The sequence below is a fragment of the Tenacibaculum sp. AHE14PA genome (assembly GCF_019278465.1).
Classification (GTDB): Bacteria; Bacteroidota; Bacteroidia; order Flavobacteriales; family Flavobacteriaceae; genus Polaribacter; species Polaribacter bernardetii.
This window is the reverse complement of record NZ_CP058983.1, coordinates 1,114,317-1,135,356: the sequence shown is the minus strand read 5'-3', so window position 1 is coordinate 1,135,356 and position 21,040 is coordinate 1,114,317. Positions and strand designations below refer to the sequence as shown.

Genomic DNA, 21,040 nt, shown 5'->3' with positions numbered 1-21,040 from the left:
ACACGAACCACAGCAACTACAAAAGCTATAGTGTAAACGATTTAATAGAAGTAGTTGATTTACCTTCTAGTAGTTTTAAAAGATTTTTTATCATTTTATATAAAACGATAACTAAAAACATAACAACGTATCACTATCACGGTTTTTTTACCATTGCATTTGTTTTAGGGTTTGTTTTAAAACGAAAAATGATTTTAAAAACAACTCTTTTAGGAAATGATGATTTCGATAGTCTAAATAAAAAAAGCTTTTGGAGTATAAAGCATTATATTTTAAAAAAAATAAATGTTAATGTTGTTTTATCAAAAAAAAATAAGGAAATAAATTCTAAATATATTGACGCCTCAAAAATAAAATTAATACCAAATGGAGTTGAACTTCAAGATAATTTAAAATCTTTAAAACAAAAAAAACAAAACTTTAGTTATGTAGGTTTGGTTTGTGAACGAAAAAGAACTTACGAAAGTATTTTGTATTTTATAGATAATTATTCGCATATTAATGATGCTATTTTAAATATAGTAGGACCCTATAAGGATGTAAAAGACAACTCGGAATTTGATGACAATTATGTTAAAAAATGTTTTAACTTAGTTGACGAAGCTGGTATGGGAAAAAGAATAAATTTTATCGGTCTTGTGTCTAAAAAAGAAACTCAAAATATTTTAAATAACTCAAAAGCCCTTCTGTTTTTTTCCTCTAAAGAAGGTTTGCCAAATGTTGTTTTAGAGGCTATGTCTAATAATTGTGTTCCTATTACTAGTGAATTAGATGGGGTAATAGCTGAAATATTTAATGACAGAGAAGAAGGTTTTATTTTATCCGATTCATTTGAAAAAATAAACATTGATCTTATTGACTCAATTGTTGAAAAAAAGCTCCCTTATTTAATCATGAAAAATAAATATGATATTAATATAATAGCTGATAAATATAGATTATTGTATGAGAATAGCTAAAATTAATTCTTATATATTGATTCTAATATTCGTGTTGTTTCCTTTTTGGTCAATAATTGTTGCGCAAATCAATTATTTCTTAAAAGTACCGTTGAATATATTAACATCCATAAAATACCTTTTTGTAGTCTTCTCTATTTTTTTGTTTTTGATTAATATTTTTGTAAAAAAAAATATTCAAATTAGAGAGGAATCAATTTTATTAGGAGTTTATGTAATTTATGTTTTCTTTCATTTGGTAGGTTCCAGTTCTTTATTTTTAAAATTAGATGGATTTAAGTTTGAATTTATATTTCCGTTTTTGGCTTTGCTTATTTTTAACGCTAATAATTACAACATTAACTATTTGGATATTTTTATAAAAATTATTTTTTATCAAGGTATTGTTACACTTTTAGTTGCGTTCTTAGAATTTATGGATCAAGAACTATTAGAGTTATTATATAGAAAAAGCTTAAAGGATATTCCTCATATTAGATGGTTTTCCGTTCAACGTTTAATGTCAACAACTGGAAATCCTATTAATTTAGGAGCTACCTTATCAATCTGGATGGCTTCTTTTTTATATATGATTTATCGTAACAAAGTACTTTTGTTAAAGTTCTTGTATCCAATAGCACTGCTGTTTACTTTTTTTATCGTTTCACTTACACTTAGTAGAACTTCTCTAATAGTTTTTATTTTTACAGTTTTCTTATCGGTGTTTTTCGCTATTGATGGTTACGTTAATAAAGTGTTTTTTATTTCATTAGTAGTTTTTATATTAGGATTTTTAGGAAGTGTTTTTTTAAAGGATATTAATATTGATTTAGTTTTAGCAAGGTTTGAAAACCTTTTTGACACAAATGAGTATACATCTAATGCAAGAGTTATTAATTGGAATTACGCAATTTCTAATATGAATATTATGGAGTATTTTTGGGGTAAAGGTATTGGTACATCAAACCCTAAAGCTGAATATGTTCAGAATTACAATGCTTTTATGATAGAGAATGGTTTTGTGTCTACCTTTATTAATTATGGTATTTTAGGAGTATTATTATACTTATGCTTAATTATAAAGTTTTATGTTTTATCATTTAAAATAAAAGAGAATAATAAAGCATTAGGTTTGTTTTTAATTATATTTTTAACAGTTTTCTGTTTGTTTAATACTTCAAACGATTATAATAGAAACTTGCCATATATGTTGTATTTCTGGATTTTTTATGTGTTATCCGAGCTAGAATTTTTAAAGATTAAAAAAGAATTATTCTAATATGACCGTAGATATACTTATTGCAACTATAAATACTAATATAAATAATGTGCCTTCTGTATTATTAAAAGCGAGAGCAGATGTTTCTTATATTATTTCTATTCAGGAAATAAATAACGTAGCGTATGAAATACCGGATGTTTTAAAACAAAGAAAAGATGTAAGTATCTTTTTCTGTAAAGAAAAAGGTTTATCAATGAATCGTAATAATTGTATCAAACATGCAACTTCAGATATTTGTATAATAGCAGATGATGATGTTAGGTATAAAGATTCTTACATTGATAAAATAAAAAATGAATTTATCAAAGATGATAGTTTAGACGTGTTTGCTGGTAAAATCAAAACTAATAAAGGTGAGCAAGAGTATAAGAATTATAAACAGAAGGTTCAAAAAATCACTTTTTTAAACTTCAAAAATATTAGTAGTATTGAAATATGTTTTAGAAGAAAAAGCATCATTACTAGTGATTTAGTTTTTGATAAAAATTTTGGGTTAGGTTCAACTAAGTTTTCTAAAGGAGGAGAAGAAAGTATTTTTATAAGAGATGCTATATTAAAAGAAATGAAAATATTTTACTATCCATTTTACATAGTAAACCACCCTTATGAGAGTTCTGGTAAAATAACTGATTTTAATCAGGAATATATGGTTTTTTTAGGTGGTTACTCTAGAAGGATATCAGGTGTATTTGGTTGCTTATTGTTCGTGTATTTTTTATATAGGTACAGAAGTAGGTTGAAAACTTTTAAAAAGGTGACAATGTTTTTTGGTTTTTTTTATAAAGGGTTTAATATGTGAATGAAAAAAATAAATTAAAGCAGTAATGAAAGATAATATAAACATCAATAAAGTATCTATAATAACACCTTCGTATAATTCTGAAGAGTTTATTTCAGCAACCATTGAAGGTATACTAAATCAAACATATACTAATTGGGAACTGTTAATAACAGACGATGGATCTACTGATAAAACAATTGATATTATAAAAGAATATCAGCAAAAAACAACTAAGATAAAACTATTTCAACTTGAAAAAAACGGAGGGGCAGGAATAGCTAGAAATAATTCTATTAAAAATGCTTCAGGTAGATTTATTGCTTTTTGTGATAGTGACGATGTATGGAAGTATGATAAACTAGACAAGCAAGTTAATTTTATGCTAAAAAATAACCTGTCTTTTACCTATTCAGCCTATCAAAAAATGAATGAACAAGGTGTTAAGGGAGCAAAAATTTTTCCCCCCAAGAAAACAACCTTTAATAGTTTGTTAAAAAGTTGTACTATAGGATGCTTAACAGCAATCTATGACACGAATGTATTAGGTAAAAGGTATATGCCTACTATTAGAAAAAGACAGGACTATGGTTTATGGCTTACCATTTTTAAAGACATAAAGCACACCGAAGGTATTTATGATGAGGTTTTAGCTTTTTATAGAGTGCGGTCAAATTCTATTTCTAGTAATAAATTTAAAGCAGCAGTATATCATTATAGGGTGTTAAGAGAATGTGGAGAAGTAAGCTTTTTAAATTCGATTTACCTTTTTTTACATTATTCTATTAAAGGTTTGTTTAAATATTTTAAATAGATATATAAACATGTTATTTTTTGGCAACAATAAATTTTCCTTAATTTAGCAAAAAAAGCTAAAAAAGAAAGGGAATGAATTTAATTACTTTAAAAGAGAATGATTTAGTTCAGAGCATGGTTATGTTAAAAAAAGAAAGATGTTTGTTTGTAAATTTAAATAAATCATTAGATAAGTTATTAACAAGTAGTAAAATATCTGACAAGTATGAAATTATTTTTCATAAAGATTTAAATTTACACGACAAAGCTATTACTTGTTACATAAAAGAGAACAATATAAAAGTTGTTGTTTTTGAGAAAACACAATTAAACCAATTGTCTAATAAAGAAGTTGGTGAATTGGTTAATTTGCGTTTGCTGGGTATTGAAATCTATGATTCAGAAAATTTTTATGAATGTGTGAATAAAAGGATTCCAATTATAAAAATTCAAGACAATCAGTATTTCTCGGACGAAATTTTTAGTCTAAAAAGAAAGAGAAGGCTAACTTTTTTTAAAAGAAGTTTTGATGTGTTGTTTTCTTTGGTAATGTTTCCCTTTGTTTTTCCTTTAATTATTTTAGGGTGTTTTTTAACAAAAATAACCTCAAAAGGAAACATGTTTTATTCACAAGTACGTGTTGGGAGAGAAGGTAAAGAGTTTAAAATTTACAAAATACGTACTATGGAAAACAATGATGGGGGTTTTACTGTGAAAAATGATAGCCGAATAACACCTGTCGGTAAGTTTTTAAGATTGTCTAAAATAGATGAATTGCCCCAGTTTTATAATATTCTTATGGGCGATATGAGTTTAATTGGCCCGAGGCCAGAACAGCCTAAATACGTAGAAGAGTATAGTAAAGAGAATCCTTTTTTCAATTTAAGGCATATGATAAGACCCGGTGTATCTGGTTGGGCTCAAATATATATGCCGAAAGCTACACCAGAAGAAAATTTAAAGAAGTTAGAGTACGATTTGTATTATATAAAAAAGTACTCTTGGAAATTAGATTTTAAAATATTACTGAAAACAGTTCAGATTGTTTTTACGATGAATAGTAATTAAAATAGTACTTTTGTTTCCAAAAAGAGCAAAAGACAATGAAAAATATTTTAGTAACTGGTGGTTTAGGTTTTATAGGATCTCATGTTGTTGTTGATTTACAAAAATTGGGATATAAGGTTTTGATTATAGATAATTTATCTAATAGCAAGATAGAGGTGGTTGACCAGATAACGGCAATAACGGGCGTTAAACCAGCATTTTTTCAAATAGATTTACGAAATAAAAAAGAAGTAGCAAACTTTTTTTTACAAAATACAGTTGATGGTGTAATACATTTTGCGGCATCTAAAGCTGTTGGCGAGAGTGTAAGTGATCCTTTAAAGTATTATGAAAATAATATAAATAGTTTGGTGTATTTATTACAGTCAATGAAGGAGAATGAAATAAATAATTTAATATTTAGTTCGTCTTGTACTGTCTATGGTCAGGCAGATGAGTTACCTATAACAGAGAATGCGCCCATAAAAAAGGCTGAATCGCCATATGGTAATACTAAAAAAGTTGGAGAAGAAATATTAAAGGAATGTTCTGAAGCATATGGTATAAAAGCTATTGCATTGCGTTATTTTAACCCAATAGGAGCTCATGAATCTGTAAAGATAGGAGAGTTACCAATAGGCACACCACAAAACCTTATTCCGTTTGTTACACAAACAGCAGCAGGTATTCGTAAGGAATTAGCTGTTTTTGGCGATGACTACCCAACAGAAGACGGAACAGCTGTTAGAGATTATATACATGTAGTAGATTTGGCTAAAGCCCACGTAGCCGCATTAAATAGATTGCTTAAAAATACCAGTAACTTAACATATGAGGTATTTAATATTGGTACTGGTAAAGGAACTTCTGTAATGGAGGTTATTAATTCTTTTGAAGAAGTAACTAATACAAAGCTAAAATACAAAATTGTTTCGCGAAGAGAAGGCGATATCACAGCAGCTTATGCAGATACAACAAAAGCAAACGAAGTTTTAGGATGGTCAGCCGATAAAACGCTTGAAGAAGGTTTGCTTTCTGCTTGGCAATGGCAAGAAAAGCAAAAATAATTTTAAAGTTTAGTTATTAAAAGACGGTCAATACATGAAAGGAATCATATTAGCAGGCGGATCAGGAACTAGGTTGTACCCGATAACCAAAGGGGTGTCGAAACAACTATTGCCCGTTTACGATAAACCAATGATTTATTATCCGTTATCGGTATTGATGTTGGCGGGCATTACCGAGATATTAATAATTTCAACTCCAGAAGATGTACCGAATTTCGAGAAATTGTTAGGAGACGGCACTGATTTAGGAATCCAATTAAGTTATGCCGAACAACCTTCGCCAGACGGCTTGGCACAAGCTTTTATTATTGGTGAAGATTTTATAGGTGATGATGCTGTTTGCTTGATTTTAGGCGATAATATTTTTTACGGACACGGATTGCCAGAAATGTTACAGTCGGCAAAAGATGCTGTTGTCAATGCTAATAAAGCAACTGTTTTTGGTTATTATGTAAAAGATGCAAAACGTTACGGCGTGGTGGATTTTGATGAAAGCGGAAATGCGTTGTCGATTATAGAAAAACCAGCGCATCCGAAGTCGAATTATGCAGTGGTGGGCTTGTATTTTTACCCCAACAATGTTATTGAAACGGCTAAAAAAGTACAACCCTCAGAACGAGGCGAGTTGGAAATTACTTCGGTGAATCAATCTTACTTAGAAAAAGACGCCTTAAAAGTACAGCTTATGGGTCGTGGTTTTGCGTGGTTAGATACGGGCACGCATGATTCGTTATTAGAAGCAAGTCAGTTTATAGAAACCATAGAAAAACGCCAGGGTTTAAAAGTAGCTTGTTTGGAAGAGATTGCCTTGTATATGGGCTATATCACAAAAGAGCAAGTACGTAAACTCGCAGCACCCTTGCGTAAGAGTGGCTACGGACAATATTTGTTGAACTTGGTAAAAGAGTAATGGTATATTCGTTTAAATTTATAATTTAGTAGCGTCATGCTGAATTTATTTCAGCATCACATACATATATAGTAGGATGAGAACCTGAAACAAGTTCAGGTTGACGTGAATTAATTTACTATAACCGCGTCATGCTGAATTTATTTCAGCATCGCATTATTATAGGATGTTAACCTGAAACAAGTTTAGGTTGCCGTGAATTACGTTATTATAAGAGCAATGTCATGCTGAATTTATTAAAGCGGCACATTTTATATGTGGGATGCGAACCTGAAACAAGTTTAGGTTGCCGTGAATTACGTTATTATAAGAGCAATGTCATGTGGAATTTATTTCAGCATCGCATCAACAAAAAATGCCATTACTGCGAAGGCAGGAATCTGATTAATTCCAATAGGACGTTTACTTTAATGATGAGCTCTTTTTCATTTTTAAAAGAAACTCGTACTCCATTTATTATTAGTAAATTTGATTGTTTTTTAAAATAATGCTAATGATTTTTACCAAAACTGAAATTGAAGGTGTTGTAATTATAGAACCTCGCGTCTTTAAAGATGAACGTGGTTATTTTTTTGAGTCTTTTAATCAACAAAAGTTCAACGAACAGCTAGGCGTTGTAAATTTCGTGCAAGACAACGAATCGAAATCTGTTTTCGGTACCTTAAGAGGGATACATTTTCAAAAACCACCCTTTGCACAAGCAAAATTAGTGCGTTGTATTCAAGGAAAGGTTTTGGATGTGGTAGTGGATATCCGGAAAGATTCACCCACCTACGGAAAACATGTAGCGGTAGAATTATCCGAAGAAAATAAAAAACAATTGTTTGTACCACGAGGTTTTGCACATGGTTTTGTAACCCTGTCTGAAGAAGCAATTTTTGCCTATAAAGTGGATAATTGGTACGCGCCAGAGTGTGATGCTGGAATTATTTATAACGATACTAGCTTGAATATTGATTGGAAAATCAATCCAAAAGAAATTATTTTATCATCAAAAGATACAATTTTGGAGTCGTTTGAAAACTTTGAAACACCTTTTTAAAATATTGCTTTTGAGCCTCTTTAAAAATCAAATACATTGTCAGTTCGAGTGATTTTTTTCTTCAAAAAAATTGTATCGAGAACTTTTTTAGTGTAACATTAATGGATTTAAAGAAACAAATTCTCGATACAATTTTACTTCCTTTTAGTCATTAAAATCACTCGAATTGACAATGATTATCGCTTCAACTATCAAGAAATTAAATCAACTGTCAGTTCGAGTGATTTTTTTTCTTCAAAAAATTGTATCGAGAACTTTTTTAGTGTAAAACTTATCGACTTAAAGAAACAAATTCTCGATACAATTTTACTTCCTTTTAGTCATTAAAACCACTCGAATTGACAATCAGCATCGCATCAACTATCTGAAGAAATTAAATCAACTGTCAGTTCGAGTGATTTTTTTTCTTTAAAAAAAATGTATCGAGAACTTTCTTAGTGTAACATTAATGGATTTAAAGAAACAAATTCTCGATACAATTTCACTTCCTTTTAGTCATTAAAAACCACTCGAATTGACAATCATCATTGCATCAACTATCTGAAGAAAATAAATCAACTGTCAGTTCGAGTGATTTTTTTTCTTCAAAAAATTGTATCGAGAACTTTCTTAGTGTAAAACTTATCGACTTAAAGAAACAAATTCTCGATACAATTTTATTTCCTTTTAGTCATTAAAACCACTCGAATTGACAATTATTATCGGAAAAAGCTAAAGATTAGGGTAAACCTAGATGAGATGCTGAAATAAATTCAGCATGACGTTAAGCATAGCAAAGTTAAATTGGTAGAATAATCGTAAATTTCGGACTTCTTTTATTAATTATCATAATTATCTTTTAGTAATGAAAAATATTTTAATTACCGGTGGTGCAGGTTTTATTGGTTCGCATGTGGTGCGCTTGTTTGTAAGTAAATATCCGGACTATCATATCATCAATTTAGATGCGTTAACCTATGCAGGCAATCTTGCCAATGTTGCAGATGTTGCAAATAACACCAATTACACCTTTATAAAAGGAGATATTTGTGATGCCGTGTTGGTGAAAAATATTTTTGAAACGCATAAGATTGATGGGGTAATTCATTTAGCGGCAGAATCGCATGTAGATCGTTCTATTTCCGATCCTTTTGCCTTTGTAAAAACCAATGTTTTGGGTACGCTAAATTTATTAGAAAACGCGAAGCATAGCTGGAAAGATAGTTTTGAAGGGAAATTGTTTTATCATATTTCTACGGATGAGGTGTACGGTACTTTACAAGAAACAGGCTTGTTTACAGAGCAAACCGCGTACGATCCGCACTCGCCATACTCGGCTTCCAAAGCATCTTCTGATCATTTTGTACGCGCTTTTCATGATACCTACGGATTGCCAATTGTAATTTCTAATTGCTCTAACAATTACGGGCCGAATCAGTTTCCTGAAAAATTAATTCCGCTTTTCATCAATAATATCGTGCATCATAAACCACTGCCAGTATACGGGAAAGGAGATAATATTAGAGATTGGTTGTATGTAGAAGATCATGCAAATGCCATTGACGTTATTTTTCATGACGGAAAAGTAGGTGAGACCTATAATGTAGGGGGAGAGAATGAATGGACAAATATCGATTTGATTCGCTTGCTGATTAAAGAAGTGGATGTTTTATTGGATAGAGAACCTGGTACTTCAGAAAAGTTGATCACTCATATAACGGATAGGGCAGGACATGATTATAGGTATGCCATTGATGCGTCTAAATTGAAAAAGAAGCTAGGGTGGAAACCTTCGTTGCAATTTGAAGAAGGCATGCAAAAAACAATCGCATGGTATTTAGGCAATCAGGTTTGGTTGGATGCTATTGCAAAGAAATAGAAAATGTCATTCCGAACAGGGTGAAGGAATCTTTCTGTTATGAAGTGTAAGGTTACTTCGTCCTTCGTCCTCGTAATGACGTTAATGTTTTGTAGTGTAAGATTACTTCGTCCTTCGTCCTCGTAATGACGTGAAGGTTTTGTAGTATAAGATTACTTCGTCCTTCGTCCTCATAATGACGTTAATGTTTTGTAGTATAAGATTACTTCGTCCTTTGTCCTCGTAATGACGTTAAGTTTTTGTAGAGTAAGATTACTTCGTCCTTCGTTCTCGTAATGACGTTATTTTTTTGATATAAACGTCATTCCGAACAGGGTGAAGGAATCTTTCTGTTATGAAGTGTAAGGTTACTTCGTCCTCGTAATGACGTTAAGGTTTTGTAGTATAAGATTACTTCGTTCTTTGCCCTCGTAATGACGTTAAGGTTTTGTAGTATAAGATTACTTCGTTCTTTGTCCTCGTAATGACGTTATTTTTTTGATATAAACGTCATTCCGAACAGCGTGAAGGAATCTTTCTGTTATGAAGTATAAGGTTACTTCGTCCTTTGTCCTCGTAATGACGTTAATGTTTTGTAGTATAAGATTACTTCGTCCTTCGTCCTCGTAATGACGTTAATGTTACTTCGTCCTCGTAATGACGTTAAGGTTTTGTAGTATAAGATTACTTTGTCCTTTGTTCTCGTAATGACGTTATTTTTTTTGTATTCTAGTTACTTAAGTCTTGTTAAGCTTAGGTCTTTATTGTATTTAATAATAAACAAACCGTTATTACTGGTACTGCTAAATGTTTTTTTACGGTAATCGAATTTGTTTTCTAAACGAAGAGAAACACCTTCTTTAAAAGTTTGTGACAGTGCTTTACCCGAAGCTAAACGCATTAAAACATCGTAGGTAATATCAAAACCTTTAATAGCATAATCAGAAGCTACAGTGTTATTTTTTTGATAGTATTTTTTATTAAAATTCTTTACATTGTCAGAAGATGTATCTTCAAAAGTATTAGACACATAAGTAAAGTTAATACTAGCTAACTTATTGTTCTCTATTCTGTCGTACGATTTATTTTTTTCAACAGCAAAAACCTGAACGGTCATATCATCAGGTATCCCAATCATGCTATTTAATACATCAGCAATAGCAACATTGTCATCAGAAGTAATAATTACCCAATTTTTTTTGTTTACAGCCATTTTATCGGTGAATAATTCTCTTTTAATATAGCCATCTTTTGGCTTTAAAATATGGATTTCACTAATAGAATCGTGCTTTTTTAAACTACTTACAATTTTATTTACGCTGTTATTTGAATCCGCTTTACCATCACCCACCACAAAAACGGCTTCCCCTTTATATATGTCTTTTAAATACGAGGCTAAATAAGTAGTGTAGTTGTTTTTATCTGGAGCAGACTTAATAAGTTTGGCAGCAGAGAACGTATCTTGACTATTAGAAAAATGAGGGAATACAACTGGTACACGAACTTTACGAGCAATAAGTGCTGCTTTATCTGAATAAAAAGGGCCAATAACAACATCAGTAGAATCTAACTTGTTTTCTGCTAAAATTAAAGGCACGTTATCATCTCTATTCCCGGTATCAAAAACGGTTGTGTTAACAAGAATACCTTGTTTTTTAATAGAATCGATAGCGATTTCAACCCCCATATAAAAATCGGTCACCATATTTGCTAAAGAAGCCGAGTTGTTCTCGCTACTAAATATATCTTTTGCAGCAGTAGTTTTGTACTCTTTTAATTTAAACGGAAGTAAAATGGCTACATCGATCGTTGCATTTTCTTGAATGCTATCTTTATAAAAGGCGAAGTTTTCATTCGGATTAACTTCTTCTATCGGTTTTATTTTAATAAGTTGATCAATCGATAATTCGTTGTTTTTAATTCCAGGATATTCAGGATTTAAACGAATTAAATCTTCTTTAGAGATGTTATAAAAACGGGTTAAGCTATATACGGTTTCTTTACTTTTAACGGTATGCGTTAAAAATTTTTCTAAAACTTCTTCTCTGTCAATCGTAATTACTTTTTCAACAGATTTAACTTTTAAAACCTGACCAATACTCAATATATTGTTCTTAATCGTAGGGAAATCAGGATTCCATTCAATTAATTCGTCTTTAGAGATGTCGTATAACTTGGTAATACGATACACGGTTTCTCCTGCTTGCACGGTATGGTTTTCGTACTCATATATAGTTTGTTGAAAAACGGTATTTTTTGGAGTCTCTTCCTCAATACTATTAGAAGAATTCTCGTTTATAGTATCGTTATCAACAATTGTTTCGTCAGTATCAGTAGCAGTTGAAGAAATTCCGGTTTTAATTTCAGGGTTCGGAATAACAATTACCGTATTTGCGTCTGGTTTTCTGCCAACATCAGGATTTAAACGTAATAAATCTTTTGTTTTCATGTCCAATCGGTTTGCAATGTCGCGCATTGTCTCGCCTTCCTGAACCTTGTAAGAGATATAACGTTTCTGCTGGCCACAAGAAACGGCAAAGGTTAAAATACAAATTAAAAGTAAAAATTGAAATTTCTTCATCTACATTATTTTTATTATAAGGAGTTTATTCCCATTCAATTGTTGCAGGTGGCTTAGAGCTTATGTCGTACACAACTCTATTTACACCTTTTACGTTATTAATTATTTTATTGGATGTTTTTTGTAAAAATTCATACGGTAAATTTACCCAATCTGCCGTCATACCATCCGTGCTTTCTACAGCGCGTAAAGCGACTACTTTTTCATAAGTTCTTTCATCACCCATTACGCCAACAGAGTTTACAGGTAATAAAATTGCACCTGCTTGCCATACTTTGTTGTACAAGCCATCTTCTTTTAATCCGTTGATAAAAACAGCATCTACTTCTTGTAAAATACGTACTTTTTCTTCGGTAATATCTCCTAAAATACGAATTGCCAATCCTGGACCCGGAAAAGGATGGCGCCCTAATAAGTCCTTATCAATTCCCATAGATGCGCCTACGCGACGCACTTCGTCTTTAAAAATCATTCGTAATGGCTCTACAATTTTTAGTTTCATAAAATCAGGCAAACCACCTACGTTATGATGACTTTTAATAGTTGCTGATGGACCACCGTTTACCGAAACTGATTCAATCACATCAGGATAAATAGTTCCTTGTGCCAACCATTTTGCGTCGTCAATCTGATTTGCTTCATCATCAAAAACATCAATAAAAACTTTACCAATAGCTTTACGCTTTTCTTCTGGGTCACTTAAACCAGCAAGCTCCTTCAAGAAACGTGCCGAAGCATCTACGCCTTTTACGTTTAAGCCCATACCTTCGTATTGCTTTAATACATCGGTATATTCATTTTTACGTAACAAACCATTATTAACGAAAATACAGTGTAAATTGCTGCCAATAGCTTTGTGTAATAATACGGCTGCTACGGTAGAATCTACACCTCCAGACAATCCTAAAACCACTTTTTCGGTTCCAACCTTTGCTTGTATATCAGCAACGGTTTCATCAACAAAAGAATCAGGTGTCCAAGTTTGTGCTACGCCTGCTATAGTAACTAAGAAATTTTGTAATAATTGTTTACCATCGGTAGAATGATATACTTCTGGGTGAAATTGAATCGCATACGTTGTTTCCCCCTCAATTTTATAAGCAGCATTTACTACATCGTGTGTGCTTGCTAATAAGACACCGTTTGTAGGTAACTCTTTAATAGTATCTGAGTGACTCATCCAAACTTGACTTCCTTCTGAGATGTCTGAAAAGAACGTTTCTCCTTCTTTTACAAAAGATAAATTAGCTCTTCCATACTCTCTAGTGTTTGATGGAGCTACCAATCCGCCAGAAAAATGGGCTAAATATTGGGCGCCATAACAAACAGCTAATAAAGGTTTTTTACCTCTAATTTCAGCTAAATCTGGGTGTAAGGCCGCTTCTGAACGAACAGAATTCGGACTCCCAGAAAGTATTACTGCTTTAAAGTCGTTTAAGTTGGTTGGAATTTTGTTATACGGATGAATTTCACAGTATATGTTCAATTCTCTAACACGGCGCGCAATAAGTTGTGTGTATTGCGATCCGAAATCTAAAATAAGTACGTTGTGTTGTTGCATAGGCAAAAATAGTACTTAGATTTTATATTTTAAGTATTTGATTTTAGATTTTTTTGAAGTTTTTTAATAACGATAAACTACGGCATTTATATTCATTCCTGCTCCCACAGAAGCCAATATAATGACGTCTCCTTTTTGTACTTCTTGATTTTCGATATTTCCTTTTAATACTAAGTCTAATAAAGTAGGTACAGTTGCCACAGAACTGTTACCTAGTTTATGAATGCTCATCGGCATAATGCCTGGTGGAATCGGTTTTTTGTACAGTCGGTAAAAACGTTTGATAATAGCTTCATCCATTTTTTCATTGGCTTGATGGATAAACACTTTTTTTACGGCGTCAATTTCAATTCCGCTTTTATCTAATGCAGATTTCATTGCTTGCGGTACATTGTTTAACGCAAACTCATAAATTTTACGTCCATGCATTTTTATGTACCGCACATCTGTATCTAAATTAGCATTAAATGATTTTCCGAAAAATAAAAAATAAGCTTCCTCTTTGGTAAAAGTTTGGGAAGCGTGACTCAGTATACCGCTATTACCATCTTCTTTAAGTTCTACAACACAAGCACCTGCTCCGTCGCTATAAATCATAGAATCTCGATCGTAGGTGTCAACCACTCTTGATAAGGTTTCGCCACCAATAACCAAACATTTTTTAGCGATACCCGCTTTGATAAAGGCTTGCGCCTGAATAACACCTTGTAGCCAGCCAGGACAGCCGAATAAAATATCGTACGCAACACAATTCGGATTTTCAATTTGCAGTAAATGCTTTACTCTACTAGCTAAACTAGGAAGAATATCAGTTTGAATAGCATCATTTTTCACATCACCAAAATTGTGTGCAAATATGATATAATCGATTTCTTCTGAATTTACATTGGCATCTTCTATTGCTTTTTTAGCAGCAAAATAACCTAAATCAGATGCTTTGTACTCGTTCTTTGCATACCTGCGTTCTTCAATACCCGTAATCGATTTGAATTTTTCAATAATTATAGTATTCGTACTGTTAAATGAAGTTCCGTCGGCATTTAAAAAAGAGCTTTCTAAAAACTGACTGTTTTCTTTTTTGATAGATGGTATGTACGAACCTGTACCGGTAATTACTGCTGATGCCATTGTTATTTATTAGAATTGTAAATACAAATAAAGCATTTTAAATTACATTAAAGTATTAATTATGAGCCATTTTATAAGAATTACAGCATCCTTAAAAAATGGCGTCTTAATTAAGTATTTTAAAAAAAAGAGAACTCTTTTTTGAGATTGTGATTTTTGAATATTATAAATACGAACTGTCGAAAGAGAAAGGTAGTAAAGAAAGTAAAGAATCTGTTTTTACTATTTTACCAACTTCGCCCATAAAAAATACTTCTATCGGTTCTTTTTGATTTATTTCGTATTCAGACAACGTTTGTCTGCATGCTCCGCAAGGTCCCACAGGTTTATTCACTTTGGTGTTTTCAGAAGCAGCTGAAATGGCTAGTTTTTTAATTTTTATTCCCGGAAATTCTGATCCAACTTTCCACACACCAACTCTTTCGGCACACATCCCAGAGGGATAGGCAGCATTTTCTTGGTTGTTTCCTAAAACAACCGCACCATTTTCTAGTAAAAATGCGGCACCTACTTTAAATTTAGAATAAGGAGCGTACGCTTTAGCTCTTGCCTCGATAGCCTTATCCATTAACATTTTATCTTCTTGCGCTAATTCAGCTACGTCATTATATACGGTTGCAGCGGCTTTTACTTCTATTTTTTCCATAAAGAAACAGTGTTGGTCAAAAAAAGCAGCCTGAAAGACTGCTTTGTATTATACTACGAATTTATTAAAAAAAAACTACAATTTAATAATCATCGTAAATTTCTCCTAAATCAAATGATAAAGAAAAACGTAAGGTGTTTTCTAAAGGATTGTTCACTGCAGCTGTATTTACCAAATACGATAAATCTAACGTAAATGCTTTGGCTGTAAAACCTGTACCTAATGTTAAGAATTGTCTTTGTCCGTTTTCTTCACTTTCGTGAAAGTAACCAGCCCTAAGCGCAAAGGCATTATTGTATAAATATTCGGCACCTAATGCCCAAGTAGTTTCTTTAAGCTCTTCACTAAAACTTCTGTCGCCTAACGAGGTAAACATTCCTTCGAACCAGCCTCTGTTATTTCCTCTGCCTTCTGGAGAGTTAGGGTTACCACTACTAGACGGTACTAATAGTTTCGTGAATTCTAAGTTAAGGCCTACAATATTTTGGCTGTCTAAAATAAAATCAAAACCACCACCTATTTTGGCGTTGGTAGGAATAAAATTTTCTTGACCAGACGTATATTCTACTTTCGGACCAATATTAGCAATATTAAAACCTAATCGGTAACGACCATTAAAACTACCATAATTTCTTTCGTTAGATTGATAATAACCAGAAACATCAACAGCAAATGAATTCACAGCGTTTATATTACTGTCATTCACATCTATATTAGAGTTGATATACTTTAGGCCAATACCCATTGAGAATTTTTCGCTTAATTTCATAGAATAAACTCCTGTAAGTGAAAACTCACTAGGATTTTGGATTCCCGTACTTTCTCCGTCAATATTAGTTAGTTCTACCTGACCCAGCGAAAAGTACTTAATATCTACACCCCAAGCTGCATTTTCTTTAAATCGATTTACATAAGAAGCGTTTCCTACAAAAATATCATCCGTTAAGTTACGTAGCCAAGGAGTATAGTTGACACCCACACTTATCTTATTTTGATTAAAAGCTGTTTTTGCAGGGTTATGAAAAATAGAAAAAGCATCAGCAGAGGTTGCAACACCTACATCTCCCATACCACCAGCACGCGCATCAGTAGGTATTAATAAAAACGGCGTAGCCGTTGTGTTTTGTGCTTTGGTTTGAAGGGCAAAACATACAAAAAATAAAAAAAACGATAATTTTTTCATGTAAATATTTGTTATTAGTTGAGCAAATATAGGTTTTTCTTAAAAAAACGCTAAATTTTGTTAGTTTTTAATCAGTATTTTAACGTTTGAAGCAGTTGATTATTATATAAATCATTTTTTTTTTTTATAAATCATGATAATAAACCTTAACATACGTTAATATCGACATGAATTTTGGATAAAAAAATAAATTTTAATGGTAGATATTTAATCTTTTTCTTAGATTCGTAATACTAAACGTAAAAAAAGGTCGTTTGTAATCTTGCAGGAGAAACTCTTTGGTTCTTTTAATTTATAATTAAATTAGTTGTATGGAGTTATAAATATTGTAAATTGCGCCACCCTTAAAATAGTTAAAAATACATGAAAAGCACGTTAAAAATATTTAGTTTATTGGCTATCACCGGATTGTTGATTACTTCTTGTAAAAGCAACAGAAGTGGTGGTTCAGGTAAATCTTCACTGACTGGCTGGAACTTTAATGATCCTAATTATGGAGGTTATATAAAAGGAAAAGATAACAACAGTAAAGAAGCACCTCCTGGTATGGTACATATAGAAGGTGGTAGTTTTACCATGGGGCTAGTGCAAGATGACGTAATGTTTGATTGGAATACGACACCTAAAAAAATGCATGTGCGTTCTTTTTATATGGATGAAACTGAGGTTACAAACGCTGAATATGGTTTGTTTATGCAGTATACCAAAGATATATTTCCACCAGAAGAACCACAGTTTAAAAACATTTATAAATCTGTTTTACCAGATACATTAGTTTGGAGAAAAGGTTTAGGAAATACCAATTTATTGTCTGAGAGTTATTTAAGACATCCATCGTATGCCGAATACCCAGTTGTAGGTGTTAGTTGGTTACAAGCCAATAAATACTGTAAGTGGCGTACCAACGCAGTGAATTTAAAAATCTTAATGGATAAAGGTGTTATAAAAAACATTTTTAAAGAGGATTCTTTAAATTTTAGAGGAAAAGATAATTTTGATACAGATACGTATTTAACGAATCCGTATGCATTGTTTGAAGGGGATTCAACAATCTATAAAAAAGGAATTCCAGTGCCTAGAAGAAACGGCGAACCTAAACCATCGAAAGATCAGTTTTCAGGAAGACAAGTTACTTCATCTGATGGTATTTTAGCGCAAAAGTTTAGATTGCCTACAGAAGTAGAGTGGGAGTATGCAGCAAAGGCTATTTTTGAAAACCGTGAGTATAATAATATCCGTGGAAGAAAAAAGTATTCTTGGAATGGAAAATATACGAGAGATAGAGACAAGAGAAGAAGAGGAGATCAGTTAGCCAACTTTAAGCAGGGTAAAGGAGATTATAGTGGTATACCAGGTTGGAGCAGTGATGGTTCGGATATTCCGAATGCAGCAAGAAGTTATCCACCAAATGCCTTTGGTTTGTATGACATGTCTGGTAATGTAGCAGAATGGGTACAAGATGTGTACCGCCCTATTATAGATTCTGAAGCCAATGATTTTAATTATTTTAGAGGTAATGTTTTTACTAAAAAATTAATAGATCAAAATGGTAAAGTTGTTATCGTAGGTGATGAGGTTGGAGAGATTGAGTACGATACGTTAGAAAACGGAAGAGTTGTACCTAAAGATTTACCAGGAAGCGTAAAGTATGTTCCGATCACAAAGGAAGATACGTACATGAGAAGAAATTATAATTTAGCAAATAATTCAAGTTTAGGTGATGGAGATCAAGCATCTTCAAAGGATTACGAGTTAGATAAAGATCAGTTAGATCGTTCATCTAGAATGTATAATTCACCAAAAAAACCTGAGGCTGAAAGAGATTCTTTAGGGAATGTAATTGAGAACTATAAATACGATTCTAAAAGAAGAACTACTTTAATTAGCGATAAATCTAGAGTATATAAAGGAGGTTCTTGGGCAGATAGAGAATATTGGTTAGACCCTGCACAAAGAAGATACTTTCCTGAATATATGGCAACTAATTTTATAGGTTTTAGATGCGCAACAGATAAAATGGGACCTATGAGGCTTAATAAAAGAAAAAGAGCAGTTCCAGATAAAATTAACTAAGAAGTAAATAAATACAAAGTAAAACCTCATTGAATTTCAATGAGGTTTTTTATTTTTACAGCATGAAGATAAAAGAATTATATGCGTTGTTTATACAACATGGCTTGGTTGATACTGATACCCGAAAAATTAGAAAGAACACCCTTTTTTTTGCATTAAAAGGAGGTAATTTTAATGGGAATAAATTTGCAGAAGAGGCATTAACAAAAGGCGCTCTTTTTTCGATTGTTGATGAGGTTGCGTTTAAAACTTCAGAACGTATAATTTTGGTAGCGGATGTATTAACAACACTTCAGGAGTTGGCAAGTTATCACCGTAACGTATTAAATATACCTATTATATCGCTAACAGGTAGCAATGGCAAAACGACCACCAAAGAGCTTATCAATGCCGTGTTGTCATCTACCTACAAAACAACGGCTACAATAGGTAATTTAAATAATCACATCGGAGTACCTTTAACGCTATTATCGATGACAACAGATACCGAAATAGGGATTGTTGAAATGGGTGCGAATCACCTAAATGAAATAGCTTTTTTATCAAATATATCACAACCAGATTTTGGCTATATCACTAATTTTGGCAGTGCACATTTAGAGGGTTTTGGTTCGTTAGAAGGTGTTGTAAAAGGAAAGTCAGAGTTGTACGATTTTCTGATAGCTAACAATAAAAAAATCTTTGTGAACCCTAAAGATGTAGTTCAACTTGAGAAAACTACGAATGCAAACACTATTTTATTTGAGAGCTCTATAGCATTCGTAGCAGCAAATCCGTTAGTAAAATTATCATTTGAAAATACTGAAATTCAAAGTAATTTAATAGGCGAATATAATTTTTCAAACATAGCAGCGGCAATAACCATAGCCAGTTACTTTAAGGTGTCTAAGGAGAATATAAAGCAAGCGATTGAAAACTATACGCCATCAAATAATCGATCTCAAATCATTGAAACAACAAACAATACGATTATTTTAGACGCCTATAATGCGAACCCTACGAGTATGAAAGCAGCTTTGCATAGTTTTAAAGCGCTTAATGCAGCGCATAAAACCATTATTATAGGAGATATGTTTGAATTAGGAAGTTACAGCGCTAACGAGCATCAAAGTATGGTAGATTTAGCTTCGGATTGTGAGTTTGATAAGTTGTTTTTTGTAGGTGAAAATTTCTATAAAACGAAAACAAATAACCAGAAATTTTCAAGTTTTGAGGGATTGAAATCTTATTTAATTGAAAACCCGATAAACAAAAGTGTTGTTTTAATAAAAGGATCAAGAGGTATGGCTCTAGAGCGTGTGGTAGCTCTTTGTTAAAAGGTGTTTTCTTGATGGTATTTAACTAAATTATCAATTGGCCGCTGAATTACATCGGTAATAGTTAAATTGTTTTCTTGCGCAACATACGCTAAAATATCTTTAAAATAAAAAGCAATAGAGCCAACAAAGTAAATCGGAGTACTGCTGTTTTTATTATACGATAATAAATGGTATTTAAAGTAGGTTCGGAATCCCTTTTTAATGATTTTTTGAATGTATTTTTCTTCTTTATACTCGAACATAAATGAAGCAAAAGAGGCTAAGTACCTATTGGGATTAGGTAGTTTATATAGGTTCTTTTTAACTACATCTACCTCGAGATTGTAGTGGTTTTTAAAAGCTTTGGCTATAGGAGTAGGCATTTTTTTATAGAAAAAATCTCTTAGTAATATTTTTCCGAAATAGTTGCCGCTAGCTTCGTCCATTATGGTATAGCCTAATGATTGCGCTGTTTTTTGTATAGTGTAACCGTCGTAATAACAGCTGTTAGAACCTGTTCCTAAAATATTAACGATGGCAGGTTTGTTTGCACTACATGCATACACAGCAGCCAACATGTCTTCAGAAACGGTTATTTTAGCTTTTTTAAACGTAGTTTGTAATACATTAGTCAATAGTTTTATAGCCAAAGGGGATCCACACCCGGCACCGTAAAAATGAATTTCTTCAATTTTATGTTTGTAGTCGATTAATTGTGGAATGTTGTTAATGCGATGTAACAATTCTTCTTTGGCTATAACGGACGGATTTAAACCTAAAGATGTAACCCTAAATAACTCTTTTTTTTGAGCGTTTAGTGCAATCCAATCTGTTTTCGTGGAGCCACCGTCTGCAATTAAAATCATCTAATTTA

At 32.2% G+C, this 21,040-nt stretch carries 17 protein-coding genes; 11 read left to right on the top strand and 6 right to left on the bottom strand.

Features of this window, described 5'->3' with window-relative positions:
• The first annotated feature begins 188 nt into the window (after nucleotides 1-188).
• The 9 genes from H0I30_RS05150 to rfbB all read left to right on the top strand — a co-directional run bounded on the left by H0I30_RS05150 (nucleotide 189) and on the right by rfbB (nucleotide 9,717).
• On the top strand, nucleotides 189-959 hold the full coding sequence (locus tag H0I30_RS05150; RefSeq protein WP_218773231.1) for a glycosyltransferase: 771 nt from the start codon (nucleotides 189-191) through the stop codon (nucleotides 957-959).
• A 346-nt stretch (nucleotides 960-1,305) separates the two neighbouring features.
• Nucleotides 1,306-2,217, top strand: a complete 912-nt coding sequence (locus H0I30_RS05145) for an O-antigen ligase (protein WP_218773230.1) — start codon at nucleotides 1,306-1,308, stop codon at nucleotides 2,215-2,217.
• Between the two features lies 1 nt (nucleotide 2,218).
• Nucleotides 2,219-3,019: a glycosyltransferase family A protein gene (locus H0I30_RS05140; protein ID WP_218773229.1), complete on the top strand. Its 801-nt coding sequence runs from the start codon at nucleotides 2,219-2,221 to the stop codon at nucleotides 3,017-3,019.
• 25 nt (nucleotides 3,020-3,044) lie between these two features.
• Nucleotides 3,045-3,812 carry a glycosyltransferase family 2 protein gene (locus tag H0I30_RS05135; RefSeq protein WP_218773228.1) on the top strand — a complete coding sequence of 256 codons (768 nt, stop codon included), beginning with the start codon at nucleotides 3,045-3,047 and terminating at the stop codon, nucleotides 3,810-3,812.
• Between the two features lie 74 nt (nucleotides 3,813-3,886).
• A complete protein-coding gene (locus H0I30_RS05130) occupies nucleotides 3,887-4,861 on the top strand; it encodes a sugar transferase (protein ID WP_255554304.1) in 975 nt (324 codons plus the stop codon).
• Between the two features lie 35 nt (nucleotides 4,862-4,896).
• Nucleotides 4,897-5,907 (top strand): UDP-glucose 4-epimerase GalE, encoded by a 1,011-nt coding sequence (gene galE, locus H0I30_RS05125; RefSeq protein WP_218773227.1) that lies wholly within the window; start codon nucleotides 4,897-4,899, stop codon nucleotides 5,905-5,907.
• 34 nt (nucleotides 5,908-5,941) lie between these two features.
• The gene (gene rfbA, locus H0I30_RS05120) at nucleotides 5,942-6,817 is read left to right on the top strand and encodes a glucose-1-phosphate thymidylyltransferase RfbA (RefSeq protein WP_218773226.1); all 876 of its coding nucleotides are present in this window, start codon (nucleotides 5,942-5,944) and stop codon (nucleotides 6,815-6,817) included.
• A 493-nt stretch (nucleotides 6,818-7,310) separates the two neighbouring features.
• Nucleotides 7,311-7,859 carry a dTDP-4-dehydrorhamnose 3,5-epimerase gene (gene rfbC, locus H0I30_RS05115; protein WP_218773225.1) on the top strand — a complete coding sequence of 183 codons (549 nt, stop codon included), beginning with the start codon at nucleotides 7,311-7,313 and terminating at the stop codon, nucleotides 7,857-7,859.
• An 844-nt stretch (nucleotides 7,860-8,703) separates the two neighbouring features.
• Nucleotides 8,704-9,717, top strand: coding sequence for a dTDP-glucose 4,6-dehydratase (gene rfbB / locus H0I30_RS05110; protein WP_218773224.1), 1,014 nt, complete (start codon nucleotides 8,704-8,706; stop codon nucleotides 9,715-9,717).
• A gap of 712 nt (nucleotides 9,718-10,429) precedes the next feature.
• Here rfbB and H0I30_RS05105 read toward each other — a convergent pair.
• The 5 genes from H0I30_RS05105 to porV form a co-directional block, all read right to left on the bottom strand.
• Nucleotides 10,430-12,277: a LysM peptidoglycan-binding domain-containing protein gene (locus H0I30_RS05105; protein WP_218773223.1), complete on the bottom strand. Its 1,848-nt coding sequence runs from the start codon at nucleotides 12,275-12,277 to the stop codon at nucleotides 10,430-10,432.
• A gap of 25 nt (nucleotides 12,278-12,302) precedes the next feature.
• Nucleotides 12,303-13,838, bottom strand: coding sequence for a glutamine-hydrolyzing GMP synthase (gene guaA / locus H0I30_RS05100; protein WP_218773222.1), 1,536 nt, complete (start codon nucleotides 13,836-13,838; stop codon nucleotides 12,303-12,305).
• A 63-nt stretch (nucleotides 13,839-13,901) separates the two neighbouring features.
• Nucleotides 13,902-14,966: a 3-oxoacyl-ACP synthase III family protein gene (locus H0I30_RS05095; RefSeq protein ID WP_218773221.1), complete on the bottom strand. Its 1,065-nt coding sequence runs from the start codon at nucleotides 14,964-14,966 to the stop codon at nucleotides 13,902-13,904.
• Between the two features lie 163 nt (nucleotides 14,967-15,129).
• A complete protein-coding gene (locus H0I30_RS05090) occupies nucleotides 15,130-15,612 on the bottom strand; it encodes a cytidine deaminase (RefSeq protein ID WP_218773220.1) in 483 nt (160 codons plus the stop codon).
• 82 nt (nucleotides 15,613-15,694) lie between these two features.
• Nucleotides 15,695-16,795: a type IX secretion system outer membrane channel protein PorV gene (porV, locus tag H0I30_RS05085; RefSeq protein ID WP_218773219.1), complete on the bottom strand. Its 1,101-nt coding sequence runs from the start codon at nucleotides 16,793-16,795 to the stop codon at nucleotides 15,695-15,697.
• A gap of 363 nt (nucleotides 16,796-17,158) precedes the next feature.
• Between porV and gldJ the strand changes: the two genes are divergently transcribed.
• Nucleotides 17,159-18,868 carry a gliding motility lipoprotein GldJ gene (gldJ, locus tag H0I30_RS05080; RefSeq protein ID WP_218773218.1) on the top strand — a complete coding sequence of 570 codons (1,710 nt, stop codon included), beginning with the start codon at nucleotides 17,159-17,161 and terminating at the stop codon, nucleotides 18,866-18,868.
• A gap of 62 nt (nucleotides 18,869-18,930) precedes the next feature.
• Nucleotides 18,931-20,184: a UDP-N-acetylmuramoyl-tripeptide--D-alanyl-D-alanine ligase gene (gene murF, locus H0I30_RS05075; protein ID WP_218773217.1), complete on the top strand. Its 1,254-nt coding sequence runs from the start codon at nucleotides 18,931-18,933 to the stop codon at nucleotides 20,182-20,184.
• Here the strand turns inward: murF and H0I30_RS05070 are convergent.
• Nucleotides 20,181-21,032: an N-acetylglucosamine kinase gene (locus tag H0I30_RS05070; RefSeq protein ID WP_218773216.1), complete on the bottom strand. Its 852-nt coding sequence runs from the start codon at nucleotides 21,030-21,032 to the stop codon at nucleotides 20,181-20,183. The genes murF and H0I30_RS05070 overlap by 4 nt on opposite strands.
• Nucleotides 21,033-21,040: the final 8 nt, after the last annotated feature.

What these genes read in the sequence shown, in the direction of transcription:
- H0I30_RS05130 (WP_255554304.1), top strand. Translation starts at nt 3,887, where the DNA reads ATGAATTTAATTACTTTAAAAGAGAATGATTTAGTTCAGAGCATGGTT.
- H0I30_RS05090 (WP_218773220.1), bottom strand. Translation starts at nt 15,612, where the DNA reads ATGGAAAAAATAGAAGTAAAAGCCGCTGCAACCGTATATAATGACGTA.
- rfbB (WP_218773224.1), top strand. Translation starts at nt 8,704, where the DNA reads ATGAAAAATATTTTAATTACCGGTGGTGCAGGTTTTATTGGTTCGCAT.
- H0I30_RS05150 (WP_218773231.1), top strand. Translation starts at nt 189, where the DNA reads ATGATTTTAAAAACAACTCTTTTAGGAAATGATGATTTCGATAGTCTA.
- rfbA (WP_218773226.1), top strand. Translation starts at nt 5,942, where the DNA reads ATGAAAGGAATCATATTAGCAGGCGGATCAGGAACTAGGTTGTACCCG.
- gldJ (WP_218773218.1), top strand. Translation starts at nt 17,159, where the DNA reads ATGAAAAGCACGTTAAAAATATTTAGTTTATTGGCTATCACCGGATTG.
- rfbC (WP_218773225.1), top strand. Translation starts at nt 7,311, where the DNA reads ATGATTTTTACCAAAACTGAAATTGAAGGTGTTGTAATTATAGAACCT.
- H0I30_RS05140 (WP_218773229.1), top strand. Translation starts at nt 2,219, where the DNA reads ATGACCGTAGATATACTTATTGCAACTATAAATACTAATATAAATAAT.
- H0I30_RS05070 (WP_218773216.1), bottom strand. Translation starts at nt 21,032, where the DNA reads ATGATTTTAATTGCAGACGGTGGCTCCACGAAAACAGATTGGATTGCA.
- galE (WP_218773227.1), top strand. Translation starts at nt 4,897, where the DNA reads ATGAAAAATATTTTAGTAACTGGTGGTTTAGGTTTTATAGGATCTCAT.
- H0I30_RS05095 (WP_218773221.1), bottom strand. Translation starts at nt 14,966, where the DNA reads ATGGCATCAGCAGTAATTACCGGTACAGGTTCGTACATACCATCTATC.
- porV (WP_218773219.1), bottom strand. Translation starts at nt 16,795, where the DNA reads ATGAAAAAATTATCGTTTTTTTTATTTTTTGTATGTTTTGCCCTTCAA.
- H0I30_RS05105 (WP_218773223.1), bottom strand. Translation starts at nt 12,277, where the DNA reads ATGAAGAAATTTCAATTTTTACTTTTAATTTGTATTTTAACCTTTGCC.
- murF (WP_218773217.1), top strand. Translation starts at nt 18,931, where the DNA reads ATGAAGATAAAAGAATTATATGCGTTGTTTATACAACATGGCTTGGTT.
- guaA (WP_218773222.1), bottom strand. Translation starts at nt 13,838, where the DNA reads ATGCAACAACACAACGTACTTATTTTAGATTTCGGATCGCAATACACA.
- H0I30_RS05135 (WP_218773228.1), top strand. Translation starts at nt 3,045, where the DNA reads ATGAAAGATAATATAAACATCAATAAAGTATCTATAATAACACCTTCG.